General features: G+C 73.3%; 24 protein-coding genes. 15 read left to right on the top strand and 9 right to left on the bottom strand.

Features of this window, described 5'->3' with window-relative positions:
* Positions 1-76 precede the first annotated feature (76 nt).
* Both QSJ97_RS06365 and QSJ97_RS06360 read right to left on the bottom strand, forming a co-directional pair.
* On the bottom strand, positions 77-1,234 hold the full coding sequence (locus tag QSJ97_RS06365) for an alpha/beta fold hydrolase (protein ID WP_285670823.1): 1,158 nt from the start codon (positions 1,232-1,234) through the stop codon (positions 77-79).
* Positions 1,231-2,007 carry a poly(R)-hydroxyalkanoic acid synthase subunit PhaE gene (locus tag QSJ97_RS06360; protein ID WP_285670822.1) on the bottom strand — a complete coding sequence of 259 codons (777 nt, stop codon included), beginning with the start codon at positions 2,005-2,007 and terminating at the stop codon, positions 1,231-1,233. The genes QSJ97_RS06365 and QSJ97_RS06360 overlap by 4 nt, the downstream gene beginning before the upstream one ends.
* A gap of 157 nt (positions 2,008-2,164) precedes the next feature.
* On the opposite strand from QSJ97_RS06360, the gene rlmN reads away from it, so the two are divergent.
* From rlmN to QSJ97_RS06325, 7 genes are all read left to right on the top strand, one after another.
* Positions 2,165-3,376 (top strand): dual-specificity RNA methyltransferase RlmN, encoded by a 1,212-nt coding sequence (rlmN, locus tag QSJ97_RS06355; protein ID WP_285670821.1) that lies wholly within the window; start codon positions 2,165-2,167, stop codon positions 3,374-3,376.
* A 13-nt stretch (positions 3,377-3,389) separates the two neighbouring features.
* Positions 3,390-4,163 (top strand): VOC family protein, encoded by a 774-nt coding sequence (locus QSJ97_RS06350; RefSeq protein ID WP_285670820.1) that lies wholly within the window; start codon positions 3,390-3,392, stop codon positions 4,161-4,163.
* A gap of 4 nt (positions 4,164-4,167) precedes the next feature.
* Positions 4,168-4,671: a P-loop NTPase family protein gene (locus QSJ97_RS06345; protein WP_285670819.1), complete on the top strand. Its 504-nt coding sequence runs from the start codon at positions 4,168-4,170 to the stop codon at positions 4,669-4,671.
* A gap of 71 nt (positions 4,672-4,742) precedes the next feature.
* Positions 4,743-4,991 (top strand): hypothetical protein, encoded by a 249-nt coding sequence (locus QSJ97_RS06340; protein WP_285670818.1) that lies wholly within the window; start codon positions 4,743-4,745, stop codon positions 4,989-4,991.
* 25 nt (positions 4,992-5,016) lie between these two features.
* On the top strand, positions 5,017-5,289 hold the full coding sequence (locus QSJ97_RS06335) for a hypothetical protein (protein WP_285670817.1): 273 nt from the start codon (positions 5,017-5,019) through the stop codon (positions 5,287-5,289).
* Positions 5,290-5,314: 25 nt separating this feature from the next.
* Positions 5,315-6,301, top strand: a complete 987-nt coding sequence (locus QSJ97_RS06330) for a zinc-binding metallopeptidase family protein (protein WP_285670816.1) — start codon at positions 5,315-5,317, stop codon at positions 6,299-6,301.
* A gap of 1 nt (position 6,302) precedes the next feature.
* On the top strand, positions 6,303-6,935 hold the full coding sequence (locus QSJ97_RS06325) for a hypothetical protein (RefSeq protein ID WP_285670815.1): 633 nt from the start codon (positions 6,303-6,305) through the stop codon (positions 6,933-6,935).
* Positions 6,936-7,317: 382 nt separating this feature from the next.
* On the opposite strand, the gene QSJ97_RS06320 is transcribed toward QSJ97_RS06325, so the two are convergent.
* The 3 genes from QSJ97_RS06320 to fabA all read right to left on the bottom strand — a co-directional run bounded on the left by QSJ97_RS06320 (position 7,318) and on the right by fabA (position 9,918).
* Positions 7,318-8,106: an enoyl-ACP reductase FabI gene (locus QSJ97_RS06320; protein ID WP_285670814.1), complete on the bottom strand. Its 789-nt coding sequence runs from the start codon at positions 8,104-8,106 to the stop codon at positions 7,318-7,320.
* Between the two features lie 4 nt (positions 8,107-8,110).
* Entirely contained in the window at positions 8,111-9,334 is a 1,224-nt protein-coding gene (fabB, locus tag QSJ97_RS06315; protein ID WP_285670813.1) for a beta-ketoacyl-ACP synthase I, read from the bottom strand.
* Between the two features lie 65 nt (positions 9,335-9,399).
* A complete protein-coding gene (gene fabA, locus QSJ97_RS06310; protein WP_285670812.1) occupies positions 9,400-9,918 on the bottom strand; it encodes a 3-hydroxyacyl-[acyl-carrier-protein] dehydratase FabA in 519 nt (172 codons plus the stop codon).
* 181 nt (positions 9,919-10,099) lie between these two features.
* Here fabA and irr point away from each other — a divergent pair, with 181 nt between their 5' ends.
* Together irr and QSJ97_RS06300 are read left to right on the top strand one after the other, a co-directional pair.
* Entirely contained in the window at positions 10,100-10,561 is a 462-nt protein-coding gene (gene irr / locus QSJ97_RS06305; RefSeq protein WP_434220891.1) for a Fur family transcriptional regulator Irr, read from the top strand.
* A gap of 163 nt (positions 10,562-10,724) precedes the next feature.
* Entirely contained in the window at positions 10,725-11,678 is a 954-nt protein-coding gene (locus tag QSJ97_RS06300) for a hypothetical protein (protein ID WP_285670811.1), read from the top strand.
* An 81-nt stretch (positions 11,679-11,759) separates the two neighbouring features.
* On the opposite strand, the gene QSJ97_RS06295 is transcribed toward QSJ97_RS06300, so the two are convergent.
* Entirely contained in the window at positions 11,760-12,338 is a 579-nt protein-coding gene (locus tag QSJ97_RS06295; RefSeq protein WP_285670809.1) for an SH3 domain-containing protein, read from the bottom strand.
* Between the two features lie 111 nt (positions 12,339-12,449).
* Between QSJ97_RS06295 and QSJ97_RS06290 the strand changes: the two genes are divergently transcribed.
* The 3 genes from QSJ97_RS06290 to QSJ97_RS06280 are packed head-to-tail and all read left to right on the top strand — an operon-like array spanning position 12,450 to position 14,785.
* Entirely contained in the window at positions 12,450-13,436 is a 987-nt protein-coding gene (locus QSJ97_RS06290; protein ID WP_285670808.1) for a 2-hydroxyacid dehydrogenase, read from the top strand.
* 3 nt (positions 13,437-13,439) lie between these two features.
* Positions 13,440-14,240: a hypothetical protein gene (locus QSJ97_RS06285; protein ID WP_285670807.1), complete on the top strand. Its 801-nt coding sequence runs from the start codon at positions 13,440-13,442 to the stop codon at positions 14,238-14,240.
* Positions 14,237-14,785 carry a GNAT family N-acetyltransferase gene (locus tag QSJ97_RS06280; RefSeq protein ID WP_285670806.1) on the top strand — a complete coding sequence of 183 codons (549 nt, stop codon included), beginning with the start codon at positions 14,237-14,239 and terminating at the stop codon, positions 14,783-14,785. Before QSJ97_RS06285 ends, QSJ97_RS06280 begins: the two co-directional genes overlap by 4 nt.
* Positions 14,786-14,822: 37 nt before the next feature.
* Here the strand turns inward: QSJ97_RS06280 and QSJ97_RS06275 are convergent, their stop codons facing one another.
* Together QSJ97_RS06275 and QSJ97_RS06270 are read right to left on the bottom strand one after the other, a co-directional pair.
* Positions 14,823-15,182, bottom strand: coding sequence for a hypothetical protein (locus QSJ97_RS06275; protein ID WP_285670805.1), 360 nt, complete (start codon positions 15,180-15,182; stop codon positions 14,823-14,825).
* Positions 15,183-15,224: 42 nt separating this feature from the next.
* Complete coding sequence (locus QSJ97_RS06270) at positions 15,225-15,743, bottom strand: invasion associated locus B family protein (protein WP_285670804.1); 519 nt, start codon at positions 15,741-15,743, stop codon at positions 15,225-15,227.
* A gap of 189 nt (positions 15,744-15,932) precedes the next feature.
* On the opposite strand from QSJ97_RS06270, the gene QSJ97_RS06265 reads away from it, so the two are divergent.
* On the top strand, positions 15,933-16,550 hold the full coding sequence (locus tag QSJ97_RS06265) for a sigma-70 family RNA polymerase sigma factor (RefSeq protein WP_285670803.1): 618 nt from the start codon (positions 15,933-15,935) through the stop codon (positions 16,548-16,550).
* Positions 16,543-17,607, top strand: coding sequence for an asparaginase (locus QSJ97_RS06260; protein WP_285670802.1), 1,065 nt, complete (start codon positions 16,543-16,545; stop codon positions 17,605-17,607). Before QSJ97_RS06265 ends, QSJ97_RS06260 begins: the two co-directional genes overlap by 8 nt.
* Before the next feature lie 70 nt (positions 17,608-17,677).
* Here the strand turns inward: QSJ97_RS06260 and QSJ97_RS06255 are convergent, their stop codons facing one another.
* Positions 17,678-18,574 carry a DMT family transporter gene (locus QSJ97_RS06255; protein ID WP_285670800.1) on the bottom strand — a complete coding sequence of 299 codons (897 nt, stop codon included), beginning with the start codon at positions 18,572-18,574 and terminating at the stop codon, positions 17,678-17,680.
* 178 nt (positions 18,575-18,752) lie between these two features.
* Here QSJ97_RS06255 and QSJ97_RS06250 point away from each other — a divergent pair, with 178 nt between their 5' ends.
* Positions 18,753-19,706, top strand: a complete 954-nt coding sequence (locus QSJ97_RS06250; RefSeq protein ID WP_285670799.1) for a VPLPA-CTERM sorting domain-containing protein — start codon at positions 18,753-18,755, stop codon at positions 19,704-19,706.
* The last annotated feature ends 26 nt before the right edge of the window (positions 19,707-19,732 follow it).

Raw genomic sequence — 19,732 nt, 5'->3', positions numbered from 1 at the left:
AATGCCTATCCTTGCACATAGCGCGAACGCCGGGCAGCGAAACCTCTCCGCCCCCGGAACCGTGCCCGTGCATCGCTCAGCCGCTTGCCGCCCGGCGCGCCCCGCCCGTCGCGAGCCCCGCCAGCCAGTCCGCCACCGCAGGCGCCACGATGCCGCGGGCCTTCTCGCTGACGAAGACCCCGATATGGCCCGTGGGCACCTCGAGCAGCCGATACTCGCGGCTTGCGGTGCGTCCGGCAAGGGCCCGCGAGCAGGGCGGCGGCACGATGTGATCGGCCTGCGCCACGATGTTGAGGATCGGGCAGGCGATGCGGCCGAGATCGACCGGCTCGCCGTCGAGCGCGAACTCGCCGGCCACCAGCGCATTGCGCCGATAGAGATCCACCAGCCATTGCCGCGCCGCGGCGGCCGGATGGTCGGGCCGGTCGGCCAGCCAGGTCTCCATGCGCAGGAAGGTCTCGAGCGCGGCGTCGTCATCCGCCTTGCCGATCAGCTCGGTGCCGTAGCGCGCCATCACCCGGCTCGGCGTCAGGCTCTGGAACACCGCGCCGGTCATCGTGCCCGGCACCAGCCCGCGCTCGGCGAGGAAGGCGTCGAGCACCGCCGGGTCGAGATTGCGCGCCCAGAGGTTGAGGAAACCCGCCTGCGGCGAGGGGTCGGCGGCATCGGCGTGGAAATCCACCGGCGTCACCGCCAGCGCCAGGCCGGAGACCCGCTCGGGCCGGAGCGCGGCATGGCAGAGCGCGAAGACCCCGCCCTGGCAGATGCCGAACAGCGCCACCTGCGGCGCCCCGGTCTCGGCCCGGATCGCCTCGATCGCATCGCCCAGCCAGTAGAGCGCATAATCGGCGAAGTCGTTGCAGCGATCGGCCCGCGTCGGGCAGCCCCAGTCGAGCACCCAGAGATCGGTGCCGGCCTCCAGCAGCCGGCGCACCAGCGAGCGCTCGGGCTCGAGATCGGTGATGGTCTGGCGGCCGAACAGCCCGTGCAGGATCAGCATCGGGCCGAGCCTCTGCGGCCGGGTGGCGGCGTAGCGGTGCAGCGAGATCTTGCCGTCGCGCCAGATCTCGCGCTTCGGCGTGGCGGCGATCTCCACCCCGTCGCAGCTCGCCCGCGCCATGGCGGCGGCGAGCCGCGCGCCGCGGCGCACCAGGTCGGCCCATTCGCCCATCGGGCCGGGGCCAGAGCCGGGGCCGGGGCCGGATTTCGGCGCGTCGTCGCCGGCGCCGCTCACGGATGCCCTCTCCCGGCCTTCATCCTGCGCATCTCGCGGCGAAGGCCATGCAGCGTCTCGTGCAGGTCGTCGAGCTCGGCCCGGGTCGGCAGGCCGACGAGCTCCGCCACCGTCTCGATGCGCGCGCGGAGCCCGGCCCGGAGCGCGGTCTCGGCGGCGATCAGGTCGCGCTGCGCCGCGAGATAGGCCGGCGAGCGATAGGCCCGCGCGGTCTCCTCCTCGGCGATCGCGAGCCAGCGCGCCACCATCGCGTCCCAGCCGGGCGGCCCGCCCTCCCCGGCCAGCCCCTCGACGAAGCGGCGGAAGGCGGCGATCCAGGCCTCGCCCAGCACCGCCTTCATCTGGCCGTCGGCGGCGAGCCAGGCGAGCCATTCCCGCGTGCCCTTGAGCGCGGCGCGCGGCTCGCCCCAGAGATCGGCGAGCTCCGGCCCCTCGAGCCAGCGCATGAAGTCCGACATCCCGCCGCCGCCCTCGGGGCGCAGCCAGCCGGCCGGATCGAAGGGCGAGGCGCCGGGCCCGCCATGGCGCGCCGCATGGGCCTCGGCGAAATTCTCGGCAAAGCGGCCCCAGGCCTCGAACAGGAGCTCGGCCTGGCGCCAGACCGGGCCGGCGAGGCCGCCGCTCTCGAGCAGCGCGCGGTGCGCCTCGACCCAGCTGCGGAAGATATCCGCGCCCGGGCCCTCGCCGGCGCCCGCACCGGCACCCGCACCGGGGCCGGCCCGCCCCCGGGCCTGCCCGCGGAAGTCGTCCCCCCCATGTGCGGCTCCGGGCATGGCACTGTCTCCAACTCGCTGCGCCCGTCCTACACGCAGCAGGGCCTGCGCGCCAGTGCTGCACGGCACCACTCCGGCGCGCGCTGGCCCCCGCCCCTCTGGCGGCGCCGCGGCGGAGATGCTATTTCCCGGGGTCAATCATCCGATGGAGAGCCCCATGTCCGAGCGCGCGCCCGCCGGCCCGCCGCCCGCCACCGCCATCCAGCCCGATTTCGCGACGCTGCCGCGGCGCGAGGCGGCCGCGGCACGGCCCAACCTGATCGGCATGACCCGCGCGCGGCTTGCCGCGGCGCTGGCCGGGGCCGGGGTGCCGGAGCGCCAGATCCGCATGCGCGCCGGGCAGCTCTGGTCGTGGATCTATTCCCGCGGGGCGCGCGGCTTCGAGGAGATGACCAGCCTCTCCAAGGGCTTCCGCGCCGAGCTGGCCGAGGCCTTCACGCTCGACCGGCCGGAGATCGTGACCCGCCAGCTCTCGCGCGACGGCACCCGGAAATACCTGCTGCGCATCGCCGGCGGGCACGAGGTGGAATGCGTCTACATTCCCGAGGAGGACCGCGGCACGCTCTGCATCTCCTCGCAGGTCGGCTGCACGCTGACCTGCACCTTCTGCCACACCGGCACGCAGAAGCTGGTGCGCAACCTGACCCCGGCGGAGATCGTCGGCCAGATCCTGGTGGCGCGCGACGATCTCGAGGAATGGCCCGAGCCCGGCACCCGGCCCTCGGAGCACCGGCTGGTGTCCAACATCGTGCTGATGGGGATGGGCGAGCCGCTCTACAATGTCGAGGGCGTGCGCGACGCCATGCAGATCGCGATGGACGGCGAGGGGCTCAGCCTCTCGCGCCGGCGCATCACGCTCTCGACCTCGGGCGTGGTGCCGGAGATCCCGCGCTGGGGGGCCGAGGCGGGCACCCTGCTGGCGATCTCGTTCCACGCCACCACCGACGACGTGCGCAACGAGCTGGTGCCGATCAACCGGAAATGGCCGATCGCCGATCTGCTGGAGGCCTGCCGGGCCTATCCGAAGCTCTCGAATGCCGAGCGGATCACCTTCGAATACGTCATGCTCAAGGGCGTCAACGACAGCGATGCCGACGCCAGGCGGCTGGTGCAGCTGATCGCCGGCATCCCCGCCAAGGTCAACCTGATCCCGTTCAACCCCTGGCCCGGCGCGGTCTACGAGCGCTCGGACTGGGAGCGCATCGAGACCTTCGCCGAGATCGTCAACCGCGCCGGCTATGCCTCGCCGGTGCGCACGCCGCGCGGGGAGGACATCCTCGCCGCCTGCGGCCAGCTCAAGTCGGCCACCGAGCGGGCGCGCAAGTCGCGCGCCGAGATCGCCGCCGAGACGCTCGGCTCCGGCGCCTGACGGAGCGGCGGCGATGACCGGGAACGGCGCCGGCTGGGCGCCCGGCCGCATCGGCTGGCTCGAACTCAACGCGCAGCGCGTGACCCGCGCGGCGGCGTTCTATGGCGCGCTCTTCGCCTGGCAGATGCGGCCGATGCATGTCGCGCCCTTCGGCACGCTGCCGCTGATCGCCGACGGCGAGACCGCGTTTGCCAACCAGTTCATGGCGATGGGCGCCTTCGCGCCGCCGCGCTGGCTGGCCTGGCTGGCCGGCGACATCGACCGCGCGGCGGCGCGCATCGCCGCCCTCGGCGCCGGCAAGGCGGAGCTCTCGGAGATCCCGGGCAACGGGCGGCGGCTCGACGCGCGCGATCCCGGCGGCACCCAGTTCGGCATGATCTCGCCGGAATTCGAGCCCTGGCCGGCCGGGCGGCCCGGGCTGCCGCATGCCGCCGAGCTCTGGGCGCCGGACGGTGCGGAGCGCGCCGGCTTCTATGCCGATGTGCTCGGGCTCGAGGCGCGCCGGACCGGCTGGGGCGCGGTGCTGTCGGACGGCGCGGCGCCGCGGCTGTTCCTGCGCTCGACCCGCTTCGAGATCTCGCCGCCGCGCTGGATCCCGTATTTCCGCGTCGCCAGCACCGGGGCGGATACCGAGCGCGCCCGCCGGCTCGGCGCGATCATCCAGGTGCCGGACACGCACTGGCCCGGCATGGGGCGGCTCGCGGTGCTCACCGAGCCCGGCGGCACCAGCTTCGGCCTGCTCGAACCCGAGGCGGTGCCCGAGACCGACGGCGAGGCGGAGGACTGAGCCGGTGCGCCGGGTGATGATCGTCGGCGGGCCGGGGGCGGGCAAGTCCACCCTCGCCCGCGAGATCGGCGCGCGCCGCGGCCTGCCTGTGGTGCATGTCGACGGGCTGTTCTGGCAGCCCGGCTGGGTCCAGGGCAGCCGCGCCGCGCTCCGCGCCCGGCTCGGCGAGATCACCGCCGGCGAGGCCTGGGTGATCGACGGCAACTATTCCGACAGCTGGCCCGAGCGGCTGGCCCGTGCCGACACGCTGGTGGTGCTGGACCCGCCCGGCTGGCTGCGGCTCTGGCGGGTGCTGCGCCGCACCTGGCGCCATCGCGGGCGGTCGCGGCCGGATCTGGCGCCGGGCTGCCCGGAGCGCTTCGATACCGGCTTCCTGCGCTTCACGCTCGGCTATCGCGGCCTGCGGCGCGACCGGACGCTGGCGCTGCTCGACAAGGCCGGGCCGGGCACCGCCTGCCACCGCATCGTCACGGCACGCGACCTCGCCCGCTTCCGCAAGTTGCTCTGAACCGCCCCTGCCACGGGCGACAGCGGCGCCCGGAGCCGCTATGCTTGCGGCCCGATGCAGGGAGGAGAGACATGGAACGCCAGCACACCGCCGCCGAGATGCTGCTCGGGATGATCCCGCTGGCGACGCTGCTCGCCTTCCCGACGATCCTGCTGGTGCTGTTCGGCGCGGTCTTCGGCGTGGTCGCCCACGGCGCCCCGCCGCTGCGCCCGCCGGCGGCGCTGGCCGCGGCGCCCGAGCTGCCCGCGCCCGCGCCCGCCGCCTTCGCCGGGGCCTATTCCGCGGCCGTCGCCGAGGCCGTCTCCGGGGCCGGCGCGTGAGCCGCCGGGGCGGGCCGAGGCGCCCATGGTGAGCCTCTTCGCCGCGGTCTTCGGCAGCGGCCTGCTCATGCTGATCCTCGATCTGGGGATGCTGGGCGCGCCCGGCCGGCTGCTCTCCGTCCTGATCAAGTCGATCCTGCTGACCGCGCTCGTGGTGGCGCTGCTGGTCGCCCGCGAGGGCGGCTTCGGCAGCCTGCCCGAGCCCCTGCCCGCACCGCCGGCACCCGAGACCCGCCCCGTGCCGCTCCCCCAGAGCGCGCCCGCCCCGATGCCGCCCGCCCCCGCTGCCGGGGTCTGAGGCCCAGAATGAAGCCCGTCACACGATGAAACTCTTCGGCTGTCCCGACTGCGGCGCCCCCCTCTTCTTCAGCAACACCGACTGCGCCGGCTGCAACCAGCCGGTCGCCTTCGACCCCGAGACCCAGCGCTTCCTGATCGGCGCGATGCCCTGCTCGAAGCGCGACGAGATCGGCTGCAACTGGCGGGCCGAGCCCGGCGCGGCGGAGAGCCGCTGCCGCTCCTGCGCCATGACCGAGGTGATCCCGGACACCTTTCACGGCGAGAACCGCGGGCTCTGGGCCGAGGCCGAGACGGCCAAGCGCTGGGTGCTGGCCGGGCTCTCCCGCTGGGGCTGGTTCGGCAACCGCGACCCCGGCGCGCGGCCGGTCTTCCACCTCCTGGCGGAGGACACCCCGACCGGCCCCGCCACCGTCATCATGGGCCATGACAACGGGCTGGTGACGATCAACATCACCGAGGTCGATCCGGTGGCCCGGATCACCCGGCGCGAGCATCTCGGCGAGCGGCTGCGCACCATGATCGACCATTTCCGCCACGAGATCGCGCATTTCCTCTTCCTGCGGCTGGCCGAACGGTCGGGCTTCCATGCGAATTTCCGCCATGTCTTCGGCGACGAGCAGGCCGATTATGCCGCGGCGCTCGAGCGCTTCTATGCCGAGGGCCCGGCGCCGGACCACGCGGCGCAGTTCATCACCGCCTATGCCCGCGCCCATCCGCACGAGGACTGGGCCGAGACCGCCGCGCATGTCCTGCACCTGACCGACCTGCTCGACAGCGCGCTGGCCGCCGGGCTCACCGGCCGCGGGCTGCCCGAACCCGGCCATGACGCCTATGCCGAGACCGACAGCGCCCGGCTGCTGCAGCGCGCGGTCCGGCTCACCATCGCGCTCAACCATGCCAACCGGGCGATCGGGCTGCAGGACGTCTATCCCTTCGTGCTGTCGCTGCCGGTCCGGCGCAAGCTCGGCCGGGCGCATGAATGGCTCTCCTGCGGGCCGGCGCAGGGCTGAGATGGGCTTGCAGAACCGCGTCACGCCCTTCGGCGAGATCGTCGCGGCAGACTGGCGCGGCGGCTGGATGGGCAATCGCGGCTGCCTGCACGACGCGGCGGGCCGCATCGGCCGCGCGCGCTGGCGCGGCAAGGCCTGGATCTGCTGCCGGCTCGCCTTCCGCGGCCGCTGGCGCCCGCCGATGCCGCCGAAGGGCGCGCCGACCCGCTACACCGCGCTGTTCTTCTGGGACGAGGTGACCGCGCTGGCCGCCGGGCACCGCCCCTGCGGCGAGTGTCGCCGCGCCGATCTCGGGCGCTTCCGGGCGGCCTGGGCGGCGGCCGGCCTGCCGGGCCGCCGCGCCGCGGAGATCGACGCCTGCCTGCACGGCGCGCGGCTGACGCCGGAGCGCCGCCCGCAGCGGCCCGGCTGCCGGCCGGACGCGCTGCCCGAGGGCGCCATGGCCGAGCCCGCCGCCGTGCCGGGCACCGCCGTGCTCCGCTGGGACGGGCGCTGGCTCGCCTGGGCCGATCCGGGCTATCGCGAGATCCCCGCCCCCGCCGGGCCGGCACGCCTGCTGACCCCGGAGCCGATCGTCCGGGCGCTCGCCGCGGGCTACCGGCCGGAGCTCCGCCGCACCCCCGGCGAGCGCTGAACCGCCGCGGCCGGCCGCGCGGCATCGCCGGAACGCCCCTCTGCCGCGGCCCGGTCGGCGACCGCGCAGCAGGCGCCCGCCGCGGCCCGGGCGCCGATCCCGCCCCGGGCACCCGCTGCACGGGGCGGCGATCCCGCCGCAGGCGCCCGCGGCGCAGGGCGGCGCGCGCCAGGCTGTCCGACATCGCTCCCCGGCGCGCCCGCCGCCGCCCCGGGCGGAACGGCCCGGCAGGCCCGCGCCGCCGCTGAACCGATCGCCGCGCCCGCGGCACTCAGGAATGTCCGGCCGCGCCTGTCCGTCCCTCGCAGGTCGCGGCCGGGCGCAGCCCGCACGGCCGGGGGAGCGGGGGATGACGGCGCAGGCGCCCTCGAGGGCGCCCGGATCAGAGGTTGGAGAGCTGCACCATGCCGAGGGTGTGGTAGCCCGCATCGACGAAGATCACGTCGCCGGTGGTGCCGCGCCCGAGATCCGAGACCAGGTACACCGCCGCCCCGCCGACATCCTCGAGCGTGGCATTGGCGCGCAGCGGCGCGTTCTCGGCGCAGACCTTGTAGACCTTGCGGGCGCCGCCGATGGCGCTGCCGGCAAGGGTGCGCATCGGGCCCGGGCTGATCGCGTTCACCCGGATGCCCTGCGGCCCGAGATCGTTGGCGAGATACTGCACGCTGGCCTCCAGCGCCGCCTTCGCCACCCCCATCACGTTGTAGTTCGGCATGACCCGCTGTGCGCCGAGATAGGTCAGCGTCACCAGCGCGCCGCCCTCGGTCATCAGCGGCGCCGCCCGCCGCGCCAGGTCGGTGAAGGAGTAGCAGGAGATGTCCATCGTGTGGAGGAAGTTCTCCCGGCTGGTATCGGCATAGCGCCCGGTCAGCTCGTTCTTGTCGGAGAAGGCGATGGCGTGGATCACGAAATCGAGCCGGCCCCAGACCTCCTCGATCCGGGCGAACACGGCGTCGAGGCTGGCCGCGTCGGTCACGTCGGCCGGCTCGACGATCGGCGAGCCGACCGAGGCCGCGAGCGGGCGCACCCGGCGCTCGAAGGCCTCGCCCTGGAACGTGAAGGCGAGCTCCGCACCGTGGTTGTGCAGCGCCTCGGCGATGCCCCAGGCGATGGAATGATTGTTCGCGACACCGAGGATCAGGCCGCGCTTGCCCTGCATCAACCCAGACATCGGCTCACCCACGGTATCGGCTGATCGCCAGGGTGGCATTGGTGCCACCGAAGCCGAAGCTGTTGGAGATCACCGTGTCGAGCCCGGCATTGTCGATGCGCGCGGTGGCGATCTCGGAGGGTGCCAGCGCCGGGTCGAGCGCCTCGACATTGGCCGAGGCGGCGATGAAGTCGCCCTCGAGCATCAGCAGGCAGTAGATCGCCTCCTGCGCGCCGGTGGCGCCGAGACTGTGCCCGGTGAGCGATTTCGTCGAGCTGATCGGCGGCAGCGCCTCGCCGAAGACGCGGCGGCAGGCCTCCACCTCGACCACGTCGCCGGCCGGCGTCGAGGTGCCGTGGGCGTTGATGTAGCTCACCTTGCGCTCGCCGATGGTGGAGATCGCGAGGCGCATCGCGCGCTCGCCGCCCTCGCCCGAGGGGGCCACCATGTCATAGCCGTCGGAGGTGGCGCCGTAGCCGGTCACCTCGCCATAGATCCTGGCGCCGCGGGCCTTGGCGCGCTCCAGCTCCTCGAGCACCACCACCCCGGCGCCGCCGGCGATCACGAAGCCGTCGCGGCCCGCATCGAAGGCGCGCGAGGCCTTCTCCGGCGTGTCGTTGTATTTCGAGGACATCGCGCCCATCGCGTCGAACAGGCAGGACAGCGTCCAGTCGAGCTCCTCGCCGCCGCCGGCGAACATGATGTCCTGCTTGCCCCACTGGATCAGCTCGGCGGCGTTGCCGATACAATGCGCCGAGGTCGAGCAGGCGGAGGTGATCGAGTAGTTCACGCCGTGGATCTTGAACGGGGTCGCGAGCGTCGCCGAGTTGGTCGAGCTCATCGCCTTGGGCACCGCGAAGGGGCCGATGCGCTTGGTCGCGCCGGTCTTCTTCACGGTCTCGTGCGCGGTGAACAGCGCCTTGGTCGAGGGCCCGCCCGAGCCCATCACGAGGCCGGTACGCTCGTTCGTCACCTCGGCCTCGGTGAGCCCGGCATCGGCGATCGCCTGGGTCATGGCGATGTGGTTCCAGGCCGCGCCCTCGCCCATGAAGCGGCGCACCCGCTTGTCGACCAGCGCCTCGATGTCGACATTCGGCGCGCCGTGCACCCGGCAGCGGAAGCCGCGCTCGGCATAGTCCGGCGCAAAGACGATGCCCGACTTGCCCTCGCGCAGGCTCGCGGTCACCTCCTGGGCGTTCGAGCCGATCGACGAGACGATGCCGATCCCCGTCACAACAACGCGTCGCATGTGCAGTGTCTCCTCGCTCCGGAACATGGGCTCCGGGTGGTGGCGGGCGCGCCGGCGCTCCGGCGTCAGGCCGGGGCGGTGTCGCTGAACAGCCCGACCCGCATGTCCTTGGTCACGTAGGCGACCTTGCCGTCGAGTTCCATGACCCCGTCGGCGATCCCGAGCTTGAGCTTGCGATCGATCACCCGCTTGAGGTTCACGGTGTAGCGGATCAGCTTGGTATCGGGGGTCACCATCTCGGTGAACTTGACCTCGCCGACCCCGAGCGCCCGGCCGCGGCCCGGCATCCCGAGCCAGCCGAGGAAGAAGCCCGTGAGCTGCCACAGCGCATCGAGCCCGAGGCAGCCCGGCATCACCGGATCGCCCACGAAATGGCACTTGAAGAACCAGAGATCGGGCTTGACGTCCATCTCGGCGACGACCTGGCCCTTGCCGTTGGCGCCGCCATCGGCGGTGATCGACGTGATGCGGTCGAACATCAGCATCGGCGGCTCGGGCAACTGGGCATTGCCCGCCCCGAACAGCTCGCCCCGCGCACAGCGCAGGAGCGCCTCGTAGTCGAAACTCGCAGCACGTTCAGTCATTGCCCTCCCCGGGTCTGCTCGGCTCCCATGGGTCCAGTCGCGACTGCCTCCCTAGCACCGGGTTTCCGGAGGCACAAGAACCCCCGCCGCGGCGCCGGATGCGGCGGTCCGGCCGCCGCGGCGCCGGCAGGGCAACGGTTTGCTCTGGCCTTGGCGCGGCCATCGCGCTAGAGAGGGGAGCATGAAGGACCATTACGAGCATCCGGGCGGCGAAGCGATGGCCTCTGCGGAGGCACTGGCGCGTGCGGGCGACTGGCTGCGCGGCGCCGGGCTGCGTCCGACCCGGCAGCGCCTTGCCCTGGCCACCCTGCTGGTGGGCGACGGGCGCAACCGCCACATCACCGCCGACAGCCTGTTCGAGGCCGCGCAGCGCGCCGGCGCGCAGGTGTCGCTGGCCACCGTCTACAACACCCTCAAGAGCTTCACCGAGGCCGGGCTGCTGGCCGAGGTGATGGTCGACGGCTCGCGCAGCCATTTCGACACCGATACCTCCGACCACGCGCATTTCTACTGGGAGGACGGCGGCTTTCTCACCGACGCGCCGCGCGAATCGGTGCGCTTCGAGGCCCTGCCCGACGCCCCCGAGGGCGCCGAGGTCTCGCGCATCGACGTGGTGATCCGGCTGCGCGGCAAGCCCGGCTGACCGGCCGGGGCCGCCCGCCCCCCTCCCTGCCAGTGCACCGACCCGGCCCGGCGTCCCGAAACAGGACCCCGGGACGGCCGTCAGGCATGCCTTGCATATGGTATGCCACGCGCTGTTCTGTTATAAGGGCTTGACCAATTTGTATTTTTTCGGGACTCATTCGATGGTTGCGAGCACGCGCACACGAGCGACGCACACGCTGGCGACGGATGGCCGGGGCAGATGCGAGCCGGCCGTCACGCCCCTCGCCGGCCTTTCCGACGACGACATTCTTGCCGGCAGCATCTTCATGGGCCAGTCCAACCTCGTGGCCCAGCTGTTCATCGCCAACCACGCGCAGCCGCCGGCGGTGCGCTGGTCGCCGAACCGCTTCGACCTGCGCAACGAGATGTTCGAGCGCTTCCTCGCCCATTGCTGGTCGCTGCCGACCCATGCCGGGCTGCCGCTGGCCGATGAATTCGACCCGGCCGCGACGCCCTACCCGGACTGGCTGCAGCTGCTGGAGGCCGAGCGCTTCGGCCGCGATTTCCGCTTCCTCCACTATGGCGAGCGGATCGCCGAGAATTTCAGCCGGAGCTTCCGCGCCCTGCGCGTCTCGGATATCGGCGGCCATGTCGGGCGGTTCTTCGTCGCGCTGTACCGCTCCGCGATGCAGCGCCGGCAGGTGGTGCTGAGCGAGCACGAGCCGCCGCGGGCGGTCTTCGTGCGGCTCTGGCGGCGGCTGATCGTGCCGCTGGTCGATGCGCAGGGCTATGTCACCCGCTTCGCGGTGCTGATCCAGCCCGAGAACGACCTGCGCGCCGGGCTCGACGTGGTGCCGATGGCCTGCATCGTGGCGGATGCGCAGCGCCGGGTGTGCTTCGCCAACGAGGCGGCGCGGGCGCTGGTGCCGGAGGCCGCGCTGCTCCGCAACGGCACGCCGCTGGCCGCCTGCCTCGCCGGCGATCTGGCGCTGCCGCAGACGCCGGCCGCGCTGCTCGAGCCGGCGCCCCGGCAGATCCGCCTCGAGGCGCGGCTGATGCGGCCGGGCGGCGCGCTGCAGCCGGTCGCGGTGGTCGCCGGCGCGACGCGCTACCGCGACACGCCGTTCTTCGTGCTCACCCTGCAGGCGGGCTGAGCGGGCTTCCGGGCGGCGCCGCGGCGCCTTCGCCGCCCGGCCCCCGGCCCCCGCCCCGCCCCCGTCGGCGCAGGCGCAGGCTCAGTCCTCGAAGACCTCCTCCGGATCGACGCCCCAGACCGCGGATTTCGGCACCCAGCCCTCGCGCCCCGCCGCGCCGACCAGGCACCAGAAGCGCTGGCAGGCCAGGAGCTCGGCGATCGCGCCCTGCTCGGCACAGGCGGCGGCATCCTCGGGCAGCGCGGCCAGCGCGCGACAATCCGTCGCCTCGGTCAGCCCGACCGGCCGGCGGCGCATCAGCACCCCCTCGGCGGTGACCTGCACGGTGCGCCGGCCCGAGAGCAGCGCGTGATACACCCAGCCGTCGTCGCCCTCGCTGTCGACCACCCGGCGCCAGTGGCCGTATTCGTCGATGACCCGCACCGGCAGGCCCTTGGCGTGGAACTCGAAATCGATCCGGTAGTCGAGCCCCGGGCCGCGCCGCAGGTTGATCGTGCGGGCATTGAGCGAGACGTAGCGGGGCATCCGCAGCTTGGTGACCGGGCCGATCGCCGCCACCGCCTGCGGCCCCCGCGGCGCCGGGCCGGGCTCCGCCGCCCGCACCCCCGGAACCGCCAGGACACATCCAATCACCACCGCCGTTACCAGACGCCACCGCATCGTCGCACTCCCCCCAGGGCCGGATTTTCCGCGGCGGGGCGTTTTGCCTCTTTCCGCCGCCGGCTCAGAAAATTATCACGGAGGCTGTCGAAGCAAGAAGGACTTTGCGCCATGAAACGCGAGCGCCCGCATGTCGTCGTGACCCGCAAGCTGCCGGAGGCGGTCGAGGCGCGGATGCGCGAGCTCTTCGAGGTGCGGCTCAACACCGCCGACCGGCCGATGAGCCATGCCGACCTGGCGCAGGCGGCGCGCGAGGCCGATGTCCTGGTGCCGACGCTGACCGACCGGATCGACCAGACCCTGCTCGCCGCCGCCGGGCCGCGGCTGAGGCTGATCGCCAACTATGGCGCCGGCGTCGACCATATCGACGTCGCCACCGCGCGCACCCGCGGCATCCTCGTCTCCAACACCCCCGGCGTGCTCACCGAGGACACCGCCGACATGACCATGGCGCTGATCCTCGCGGTGCCGCGGCGGATGGCGGAGGGCCTCGCGCTGATGCAGGAGGGCCGCTGGGAGGGCTGGTCGCCGACGGCGATCACCGGCCACCGGATCTGGGGCAAGCGGCTCGGCATCGTCGGCATGGGGCGGATCGGCCAGGCGGTGGCGCGCCGCGCCCGGGCCTTCGGCCTGCAGGTGCACTACCACAACCGCCGGCGCCTGCATGCCGAGACCGAGGCCGGGCTCGACGCCACCTACTGGGAGAGCCTCGACCAGATGCTGGCGCGGATGGACATCGTGAGCGTGCACTGCCCGCACACCCCGGCCACCTATCACCTGCTCTCGGCGCGGCGGCTGCAGCTGATGAAGCCCTCCGCCTACATCGTCAACACCGCCCGCGGCGAGATCATCGACGAGAACGCGCTGATCCGGATGCTCAAGCGCGGCCAGCTCGGCGGCGCGGCGCTCGACGTCTTCGAGAAGGAGCCGGCGGTGAACCCCGATCTGGTCGGCCTGCCCAACGTGGTGCTGCTGCCGCATATGGGCTCGGCGACCGAGGAGGGCCGGCTCGAGATGGGCGAGAAGGTGATCCTCAACATCAAGACCTTCGCCGACGGCCACCGGCCGCCCGACCAGGTCCTGCCCTCGATGCTCTGAGCCATGGCCGGCCCCGCCGAAACCGCCGGTGCCGCCGGTGCCGCCGCCTGCGAGGTGCTGATCGGCATCGCCACCGCCGACGGGCTCCTGACCTCGGGCTGCGCCGAGAGCCTCGCCGCCGCGATCGGCGCGGTCGCCGCATCCGGGGCGCAGCCGCGGTTCCAGACGGTGGACTTCCACGACGTCGCCACCGCCCGCAACCACATCTGCGGCCTGGCGCTGGCCCGGCCCGGGATCAGCCATGTGCTGTTCATCGACAACGACATGAAGATCCGCGGCGAGGTGTTCCGGCTGCTGCTCGGCGCCGGCAGGCCGGTGGTCGGCGCGGTCTATGCGAAGCGCCAGATCGATCTCGAGGCCTATGCCGCAGCGCGCGCCGCCGGCCATCCGCCGGACACCGCCCGCGCGCTCGCCTCGCCCTTCGTGCTGCGCCACGGCGACGGCCGGCTGCAGGTGCGCGAGGGGCTCGTGCAGCTCGACGGCATCGGCATGGGCTGCGCGCTGATCGAGACCGCGCTGCTGCGCCGGGTCGCCGGGGCGGGCGGGCTCGGCCGGCAGGCCGCGCTGCCGCATGCCGCCGGGGCGCTCGGCGAATCGGTCTGGGACTTCTTCAGCCGGATGCCGCAGCCGGACGGGCGCTGGCTGTCGGACGACTTCGCCTTCTGCACGCGGGTGCAGGCGGTCGAGCCCGGCGCGGTCTGGGGCTATGTCGGCCCCGGCGTCGCGCATCAGGGGCGGATGGATTTCGGCGGCGCCTTCTTCGACCGGGCGCAGGCGATGGCGGCGATGGCGGCCAAGGGGTGAGCGGCGCGGCGGCGCCCTGGCGGGTCCGCCCGGCGCGGCCCGCGGATGCGCCGGCGCTCGGCGCGGTGCATGCCGCGAGCAAGGCCGACAGCGCCGATGCGGCGGATATCGCCGGGCAGGATCTCGCGGGCTTCGCGGCCGACCGGGCTGCGCTCTGGGCCCGGGTGCTGCGGGCGCCGCGGCCGGGCGAGCTGCTGCTGCTGGCCGAGCGCGGCGCGGCGCCGGAGGGGCTGGCCCATGCCCTCCTCCGCGGCGATTCGGCGGCCCGGCTCACCGCGCTGCACGTGCTGCCCGGCGCGCGCGGCAGCGGCGCCGGGGCGGCGCTGGTCGGCGCGCTGGCGGCCCGGCTGGCGGCGGCCGGATCGCGGCGCCTCGGCCTCGAGGTCAGCCTGCGCAACGACGGGGCGCGGCGCTTCTATGCGCGGCTCGGCGGCAGCGCCGGCGCGGCGTTCCGCGATGCCGGGGGGGTCGAGATCGTCGAGATGCAGTGGGACGACCTGCCGCGGCTCGCCGCCCGCGCGGCGGCGCTGGCCGCGCCGCCCTGACCGGTGCGCCACCGGCCGCGCGCGGCCGGCTGCCCGCTCAGCCCATCGCGGCGCGGAGCCGTTCGAGAACCCGCAGCGAGGGGCTCTCGACCCGGATCCGGGTGCGCTTGCCGTCGAAGTTGATATGCACCAGCGCGATGATCTCGCGCACCTCGGCGGGAAACAGGGCGATCACCACATAGGCGCTGGCCACCGGCCTGGCATAGAAGGCGCGGACCTCGTCGCGATCGTCGGAGACGTCGAACTTGTAGGTGATCTCGTCGCTCAGGAAGCTGCCGCGGCGGATCTCCCACTCCAGCGACGACACGCCGATCGGCGCCGCCGCCTTGTGCAGCGCCTCGATGAAGCCGTCGAGCTCGAGCTTGCCCTCGACGGTGCGCGCCCATTCAGCTTCCATGCGCGCCTCCCCGCCTGCGCCCTGCCCTGCCCGCGCCTCGGCTCACTTGCAGCGCTTCTGCGCGCTGTCGAGCGCAGCGGTGAAGCCGAGCAGCGAAAAGGTGTCCACCGTGGTGGTGCCGCGCGCCGAGAGCCCCTCGACCACCGCATCGACGCCGCCCTTGAAGGCGGTCACCATCTTGGCGTCCTCGGCCGGGCCGCTCAGCCAGGCATTCTCGCCGCTGGTCGACATGGCATAGGTCGCCGCGCCGATCTTGGCCTCGACCTTCGAGCCTTTCTTGAAGGGATAGCCCGCGATGAAGGAGATCTCGTTCTTCACGCTGTCGGCCGGACGCACCGCGACCATCAGGAAGATGTCGCCGCGGTTGACCTGGACCTGCTTGCCGCCGCGCAGCGCCACCGACTTGGTGGGCCGCGACGCGATCCAGCAGATCTTGTTGTTGTCGAGGGTCGCCTCGAAGACCGCCCAGTCGCGCTGGACCTCCACGCGGTTCTGCGTCTGTGCCGCAACCGGGAGCGCCCCCGCCACGATCAGCGCCACTGCCAGAAAGAGTTTCGTCATGCTCGCCTCATTCAACCTGCCCCCGCGGGCTCTTGGCCGGCCTTGATGGGGGCGATGGTTTGCCTCAGAGTTGCCCGGTCGCGAGCATACCGCAGGTTTGCCGGAAAAGGCCAGCCCGCCTTGGCTCGCATCCACCGCTTGGGCGCCTCCGGGCGTCCCCGCGCCGGCCGCAGGGAACCCGATAGCCGCGTGAACCAGGAACACGATCCCCCGCCCGCCGCCGGCAACGGCCCCGACTGGGCCGATGCCGCCGACGAGGCGCTGCTCGCGGCCATCGCGGCCGGTGGCGACCGGGCCGCCTTCGTGGCGCTGTTCGGGCGCTATGCCGGGCGGATCAAGGCCTTCCTGCTGCGCGGCGGCACCGCCGAGACCGTCGCCGAGGAGGCCGCGCAGGAGGTGATGATCCTGCTCTGGCGCCGCGCCGGGCAGTTCGACCCGGCCCGCGCCCGCGCCGCCACCTGGATCTTCACCATCGCGCGCAACAAGCGGGTCGACCTGATCCGCCGCGAGGCGCGCGGCCGGCCCGACCCGGACGAGCCGCTGCTGCAGTCCGAGCCGGTGCCCCCGCCCGAGCGCGGCATCGCCGGCGCCGAGCGCGACGCCCAGGTGCGCGCCGCCATCGAGGACCTCACGCCGGAGCAGCGCGACGTGGTCCGCCGCGCCTTCTTCTCCGAGCAGAGCCATTCCGAGATCGCCGGGGATCTGGGGCTGCCCCTCGGCACCGTGAAGTCGCGCCTGCGCCTCGCCTTCCAGCACCTGCGCGGCACCCTCGGCCCCGCCTTCTCCATGGAGCTCATCGATGACTGACAGCCATGACCACACCGCCCACGGCCTGCACGCCCATGCCGCCGAGGGCGCGCCCGCCAACCCGGTGCTCGCGGAGATCTGGCGCGGCGACATCCTCGAATGCAGCCATCGCGGCGCGGTGGCGGTCTGCAATGCGGCGGGCGAGCTGGTCGCCGCCTGGGGCCATGTCGAGCGGGTGCACCTGCCGCGCTCGGCCTGCAAGATGATCCAGGCGCTGCCGCTGGTCGACAGCGGCGCCGCCGATGCCGCCGGGCTCGACGACCGCCACCTCGCGCTGGCCTGCGCCTCGCATGGCGGGGCGGAGATCCACACCCGCCTGGTCGCCGACTGGCTGGCCGGGATCGGGCTCGATGCCGGCGCCCTCGGCTGCGGCGTGATGGCGCCCGACGATGCCGAGATGCGCAAGGCGCTGCGCGCGCAGGGCGCCGAGCCGACGCCGCTGCACCACATGTGCTCGGGCAAGCATACCGGCTTTCTCACGCTGGCCCGCCATCTCGGCGCCGACCGCGGCGAGCCGGACTATCTCGACCCCGCCAGCCCGGTGCAGCAGGGCGTGCGCGACGCGCTGGCCGAGGTCTCCGACGAGGAGCCGCAGGGCCCCGCGATCGACGGCTGCTCGGCGCCGAATTTCGGCCTGACGCTGAAGGGCATGGCCACCGCCATGGCGCGCTTTGCCGACCCCGCGGCGCGGCTCACGGGCAGGCGCGCCGAGGCGGCCTCCCGGCTCGCCGCGGCGATGGCGGCGCATCCGCTGCTGATCGGCTACAAGGCGTCCTCGGCAACCCTGCTGACCGAGGCCAGCGCCGGCGCGACGGCGACCAAGTCCGGCGCCGAGGGCGGCTTCGTCGCGATCCTGCCGGAGAAGGGCCTCGGCGTCGCGGTGAAGGTCGATGACGGCGGCGACCGCGGCGCCGCGGCGGCGATGGCGGCGGTGCTGGCCCGGCTCGGCCTGCTCGACCGCGAGAGCCCGGCCTACCGCGCCACGGCGGAGGCGCCGATCCGGAATTTCCGCGGCACGCTCTGCGGCCATGTCTGCCCCGGCCCGGCGCTGATGTGAGCGCCGGGCGCGCGCACCGGCCCGCGCCCCCGGCCCGCGCCCCCCGACCCGCGCCCCCGGCCCGCGCCCCTCAGCCCGGGGCGCGCGCGCGCATCTCGCGCCAGATCACGTAGAGCCCGGCGCCGATGATCATCGCCACGCCGAGCAGCGCCGGCCAGTCCACCGCCTCGCCGAACACCAGCGCGCCGACGCCGATGCCGAACACCATCTGCAGATAGACCAGCGGCTGGATCCGCACCGCCTCGGTGGCGTCGAGCGCCCGGATCAGGCAGTAGTGGCCGCAGAGCGAGACCACGCAGAGCACCGCCAGCCAGCCGAGATCCGCCGCGGTCATGCCGGTCCAGAAGAACGGCCCGAGCAGCGTCAGCCCCGCCGCCCCGGCGATGCCGGTGTAGAAGAAGGCCGGCCCGGAGCCGCCATCCTCGCGCGCCACCAGCCGCGTCAGCACGTGATAGACCGAGAACATCGCCGCCGCGAGCAGCGCCAGCAGCGCCTCCGGCACGAACACCGCCGAGCCCGGGCGCAGGATCACCAGCACCCCGAGCAGCCCCACCCCCACCGCCGCGAGGCGCCGCCAGCCCGCCGCCTCGCCGAGGATCGGGATCGCCAGCAGCGTGGTCAGCAGCGGGTGCAGCGCAAAGACCGACTGCGTCGCCGCCAGCCCGATCAGGTCGAAGGCGGTCACGATCACCAGGATCTGCGCCGCCAGCAGCAGCCCGCGGAAGACCTGCACCAGCGGCATCCGGGTGCGGCTCGCGGCGCGCAGCCCGCCCGGCGCCCGGCCGGCCAGCGCCAGCACGAAGAGCGCGAAGAACCAGTAGCGGATCATCACGAAGAACGGCACCGGATAGGCCTCGGCGAGATGCTTCGAGACCCCGTCCTGCACCGCGAGGAAGACCATCGCCACCAGCGCGAAGCGGATGCCCGCGGCGGGGCCGGAGGCGCTCAGCACGGGCGCCGCCGGCATGCCCCGGCGCGCCGGTGCGGGGCCTCGCGGAGTTGCTTCAGTTGACAGATCATTCAAATCTTACTTAACTTGGGGTTGTGAGGATGGCCCTTCTTGCCGCGTGTCCGATTGCGCTGCACCAGCAGCGAGGGTCCGGCTGTCCGACACTGACGGGGGACAGTTGGGCGAGGCAAGCGGAATGTACCATCGGGCAACGAAACAGCCGGCCGCGGCAACAGCGCTTGCGGCGGCGCTGGCCGTGGCGGCCGGCGCACCGGCCGGGGCGCTGACGATCAATCTCAGCGAGATCACCAACGGCAACACCTATCCGATCATCGGCGGCACCGCCGAGGCCGCGCCGGCGCTGCAGGGCGGCGGCACCCTGGCCAGCGTGATCCAGGCGGCGGCGGACTACTGGGAGACCGTGATCCTCTCGCCGGGCACCCTCAACGTCTATTTCGGCTGGTCGAACCTTTCCGGCAGCACGCTGGCCACGGCGACGCAGTATACCGTGGCGCGCGACTTCAACGGCAACCCGGACGGCGGCCCCAGCGGCAAGGACGGCGTCATCGAGTTCGACAACAGCGGCCGCACCTGGTTCGCCGATTCCACCCCCTTCGACAATTCCGAATACATGGCCTTCTTCGAGCCGATGGTCGATCTCGGCGGCGGCGAGATGTCGCTCGGGCGGGAATACGGCTCGCCGACCGGCTTTGCCGTCGGCGCGCATGACCTCTTCACCGTGGCGCTGCACGAGATCGGCCACCAGCTCGGCTTCTCCGATCTGGGCCAGCCGATCGACGACCAGTTCTACGACGGCACCGGCGCCCCCGGCGGCACCGTGGGCTATGTCGATATCGGCCCCTTCGAGGGCGCCGATCTGACGCTCAGCGGCGAGCCCGGCAGCGCCTCCCCCCATCTCGCGCACAGCATGGCCCTGATGAACCCGAGCATCAGCACCGGCGAGCGGCGCTATGCCTCGGATGTCGACGTGGCGGCGATCCACACGCTCAGCCAGTTCGGCAGCGTCGACTACAACGCCGCCGCGATCGGTGCCGGCGCCGAGGGCACGATCCCGCTGCCGGCCAGCCTCGTGCTGCTGCTCTCGGGGCTTGGCGCGATCGGCGCGATGCGGGCCCGCCGCGCCGCCTGAGGCCGGGGCCCGGGGCAGCGCGGCAG

Source organism: Paralimibaculum aggregatum (assembly GCF_030270585.1).
GTDB lineage: Bacteria > Pseudomonadota > Alphaproteobacteria > Rhodobacterales > Rhodobacteraceae > Thermohalobaculum > Thermohalobaculum aggregatum.
The sequence above is the reverse complement of the archived record's forward strand: the minus strand, read 5'-3'. Positions and strand labels throughout refer to the sequence as shown.

Excerpts from the sequence above, each read along its gene's own strand:
- QSJ97_RS06335 (WP_285670817.1), top strand. The coding sequence starts at position 5,017 with ATGGTGAGCCTCTTCGCCGCGGTCTTCGGCAGCGGCCTGCTCATGCTG.
- QSJ97_RS06295 (WP_285670809.1), bottom strand. The coding sequence starts at position 12,338 with ATGCGGTGGCGTCTGGTAACGGCGGTGGTGATTGGATGTGTCCTGGCG.
- QSJ97_RS06340 (WP_285670818.1), top strand. The coding sequence starts at position 4,743 with ATGGAACGCCAGCACACCGCCGCCGAGATGCTGCTCGGGATGATCCCG.
- QSJ97_RS06360 (WP_285670822.1), bottom strand. The coding sequence starts at position 2,007 with ATGCCCGGAGCCGCACATGGGGGGGACGACTTCCGCGGGCAGGCCCGG.
- rlmN (WP_285670821.1), top strand. The coding sequence starts at position 2,165 with ATGTCCGAGCGCGCGCCCGCCGGCCCGCCGCCCGCCACCGCCATCCAG.
- QSJ97_RS06250 (WP_285670799.1), top strand. The coding sequence starts at position 18,753 with ATGTACCATCGGGCAACGAAACAGCCGGCCGCGGCAACAGCGCTTGCG.
- QSJ97_RS06325 (WP_285670815.1), top strand. The coding sequence starts at position 6,303 with ATGGGCTTGCAGAACCGCGTCACGCCCTTCGGCGAGATCGTCGCGGCA.
- fabB (WP_285670813.1), bottom strand. The coding sequence starts at position 9,334 with ATGCGACGCGTTGTTGTGACGGGGATCGGCATCGTCTCGTCGATCGGC.
- QSJ97_RS06300 (WP_285670811.1), top strand. The coding sequence starts at position 10,725 with ATGGTTGCGAGCACGCGCACACGAGCGACGCACACGCTGGCGACGGAT.
- QSJ97_RS06330 (WP_285670816.1), top strand. The coding sequence starts at position 5,315 with ATGAAACTCTTCGGCTGTCCCGACTGCGGCGCCCCCCTCTTCTTCAGC.
- fabA (WP_285670812.1), bottom strand. The coding sequence starts at position 9,918 with ATGACTGAACGTGCTGCGAGTTTCGACTACGAGGCGCTCCTGCGCTGT.
- QSJ97_RS06255 (WP_285670800.1), bottom strand. The coding sequence starts at position 18,574 with ATGCCGGCGGCGCCCGTGCTGAGCGCCTCCGGCCCCGCCGCGGGCATC.
- QSJ97_RS06270 (WP_285670804.1), bottom strand. The coding sequence starts at position 15,743 with ATGACGAAACTCTTTCTGGCAGTGGCGCTGATCGTGGCGGGGGCGCTC.
- QSJ97_RS06350 (WP_285670820.1), top strand. The coding sequence starts at position 3,390 with ATGACCGGGAACGGCGCCGGCTGGGCGCCCGGCCGCATCGGCTGGCTC.
- QSJ97_RS06275 (WP_285670805.1), bottom strand. The coding sequence starts at position 15,182 with ATGGAAGCTGAATGGGCGCGCACCGTCGAGGGCAAGCTCGAGCTCGAC.
- QSJ97_RS06290 (WP_285670808.1), top strand. The coding sequence starts at position 12,450 with ATGAAACGCGAGCGCCCGCATGTCGTCGTGACCCGCAAGCTGCCGGAG.
- QSJ97_RS06320 (WP_285670814.1), bottom strand. The coding sequence starts at position 8,106 with ATGTCTGGGTTGATGCAGGGCAAGCGCGGCCTGATCCTCGGTGTCGCG.
- irr (WP_434220891.1), top strand. The coding sequence starts at position 10,100 with ATGAAGGACCATTACGAGCATCCGGGCGGCGAAGCGATGGCCTCTGCG.
- QSJ97_RS06260 (WP_285670802.1), top strand. The coding sequence starts at position 16,543 with ATGACTGACAGCCATGACCACACCGCCCACGGCCTGCACGCCCATGCC.
- QSJ97_RS06285 (WP_285670807.1), top strand. The coding sequence starts at position 13,440 with ATGGCCGGCCCCGCCGAAACCGCCGGTGCCGCCGGTGCCGCCGCCTGC.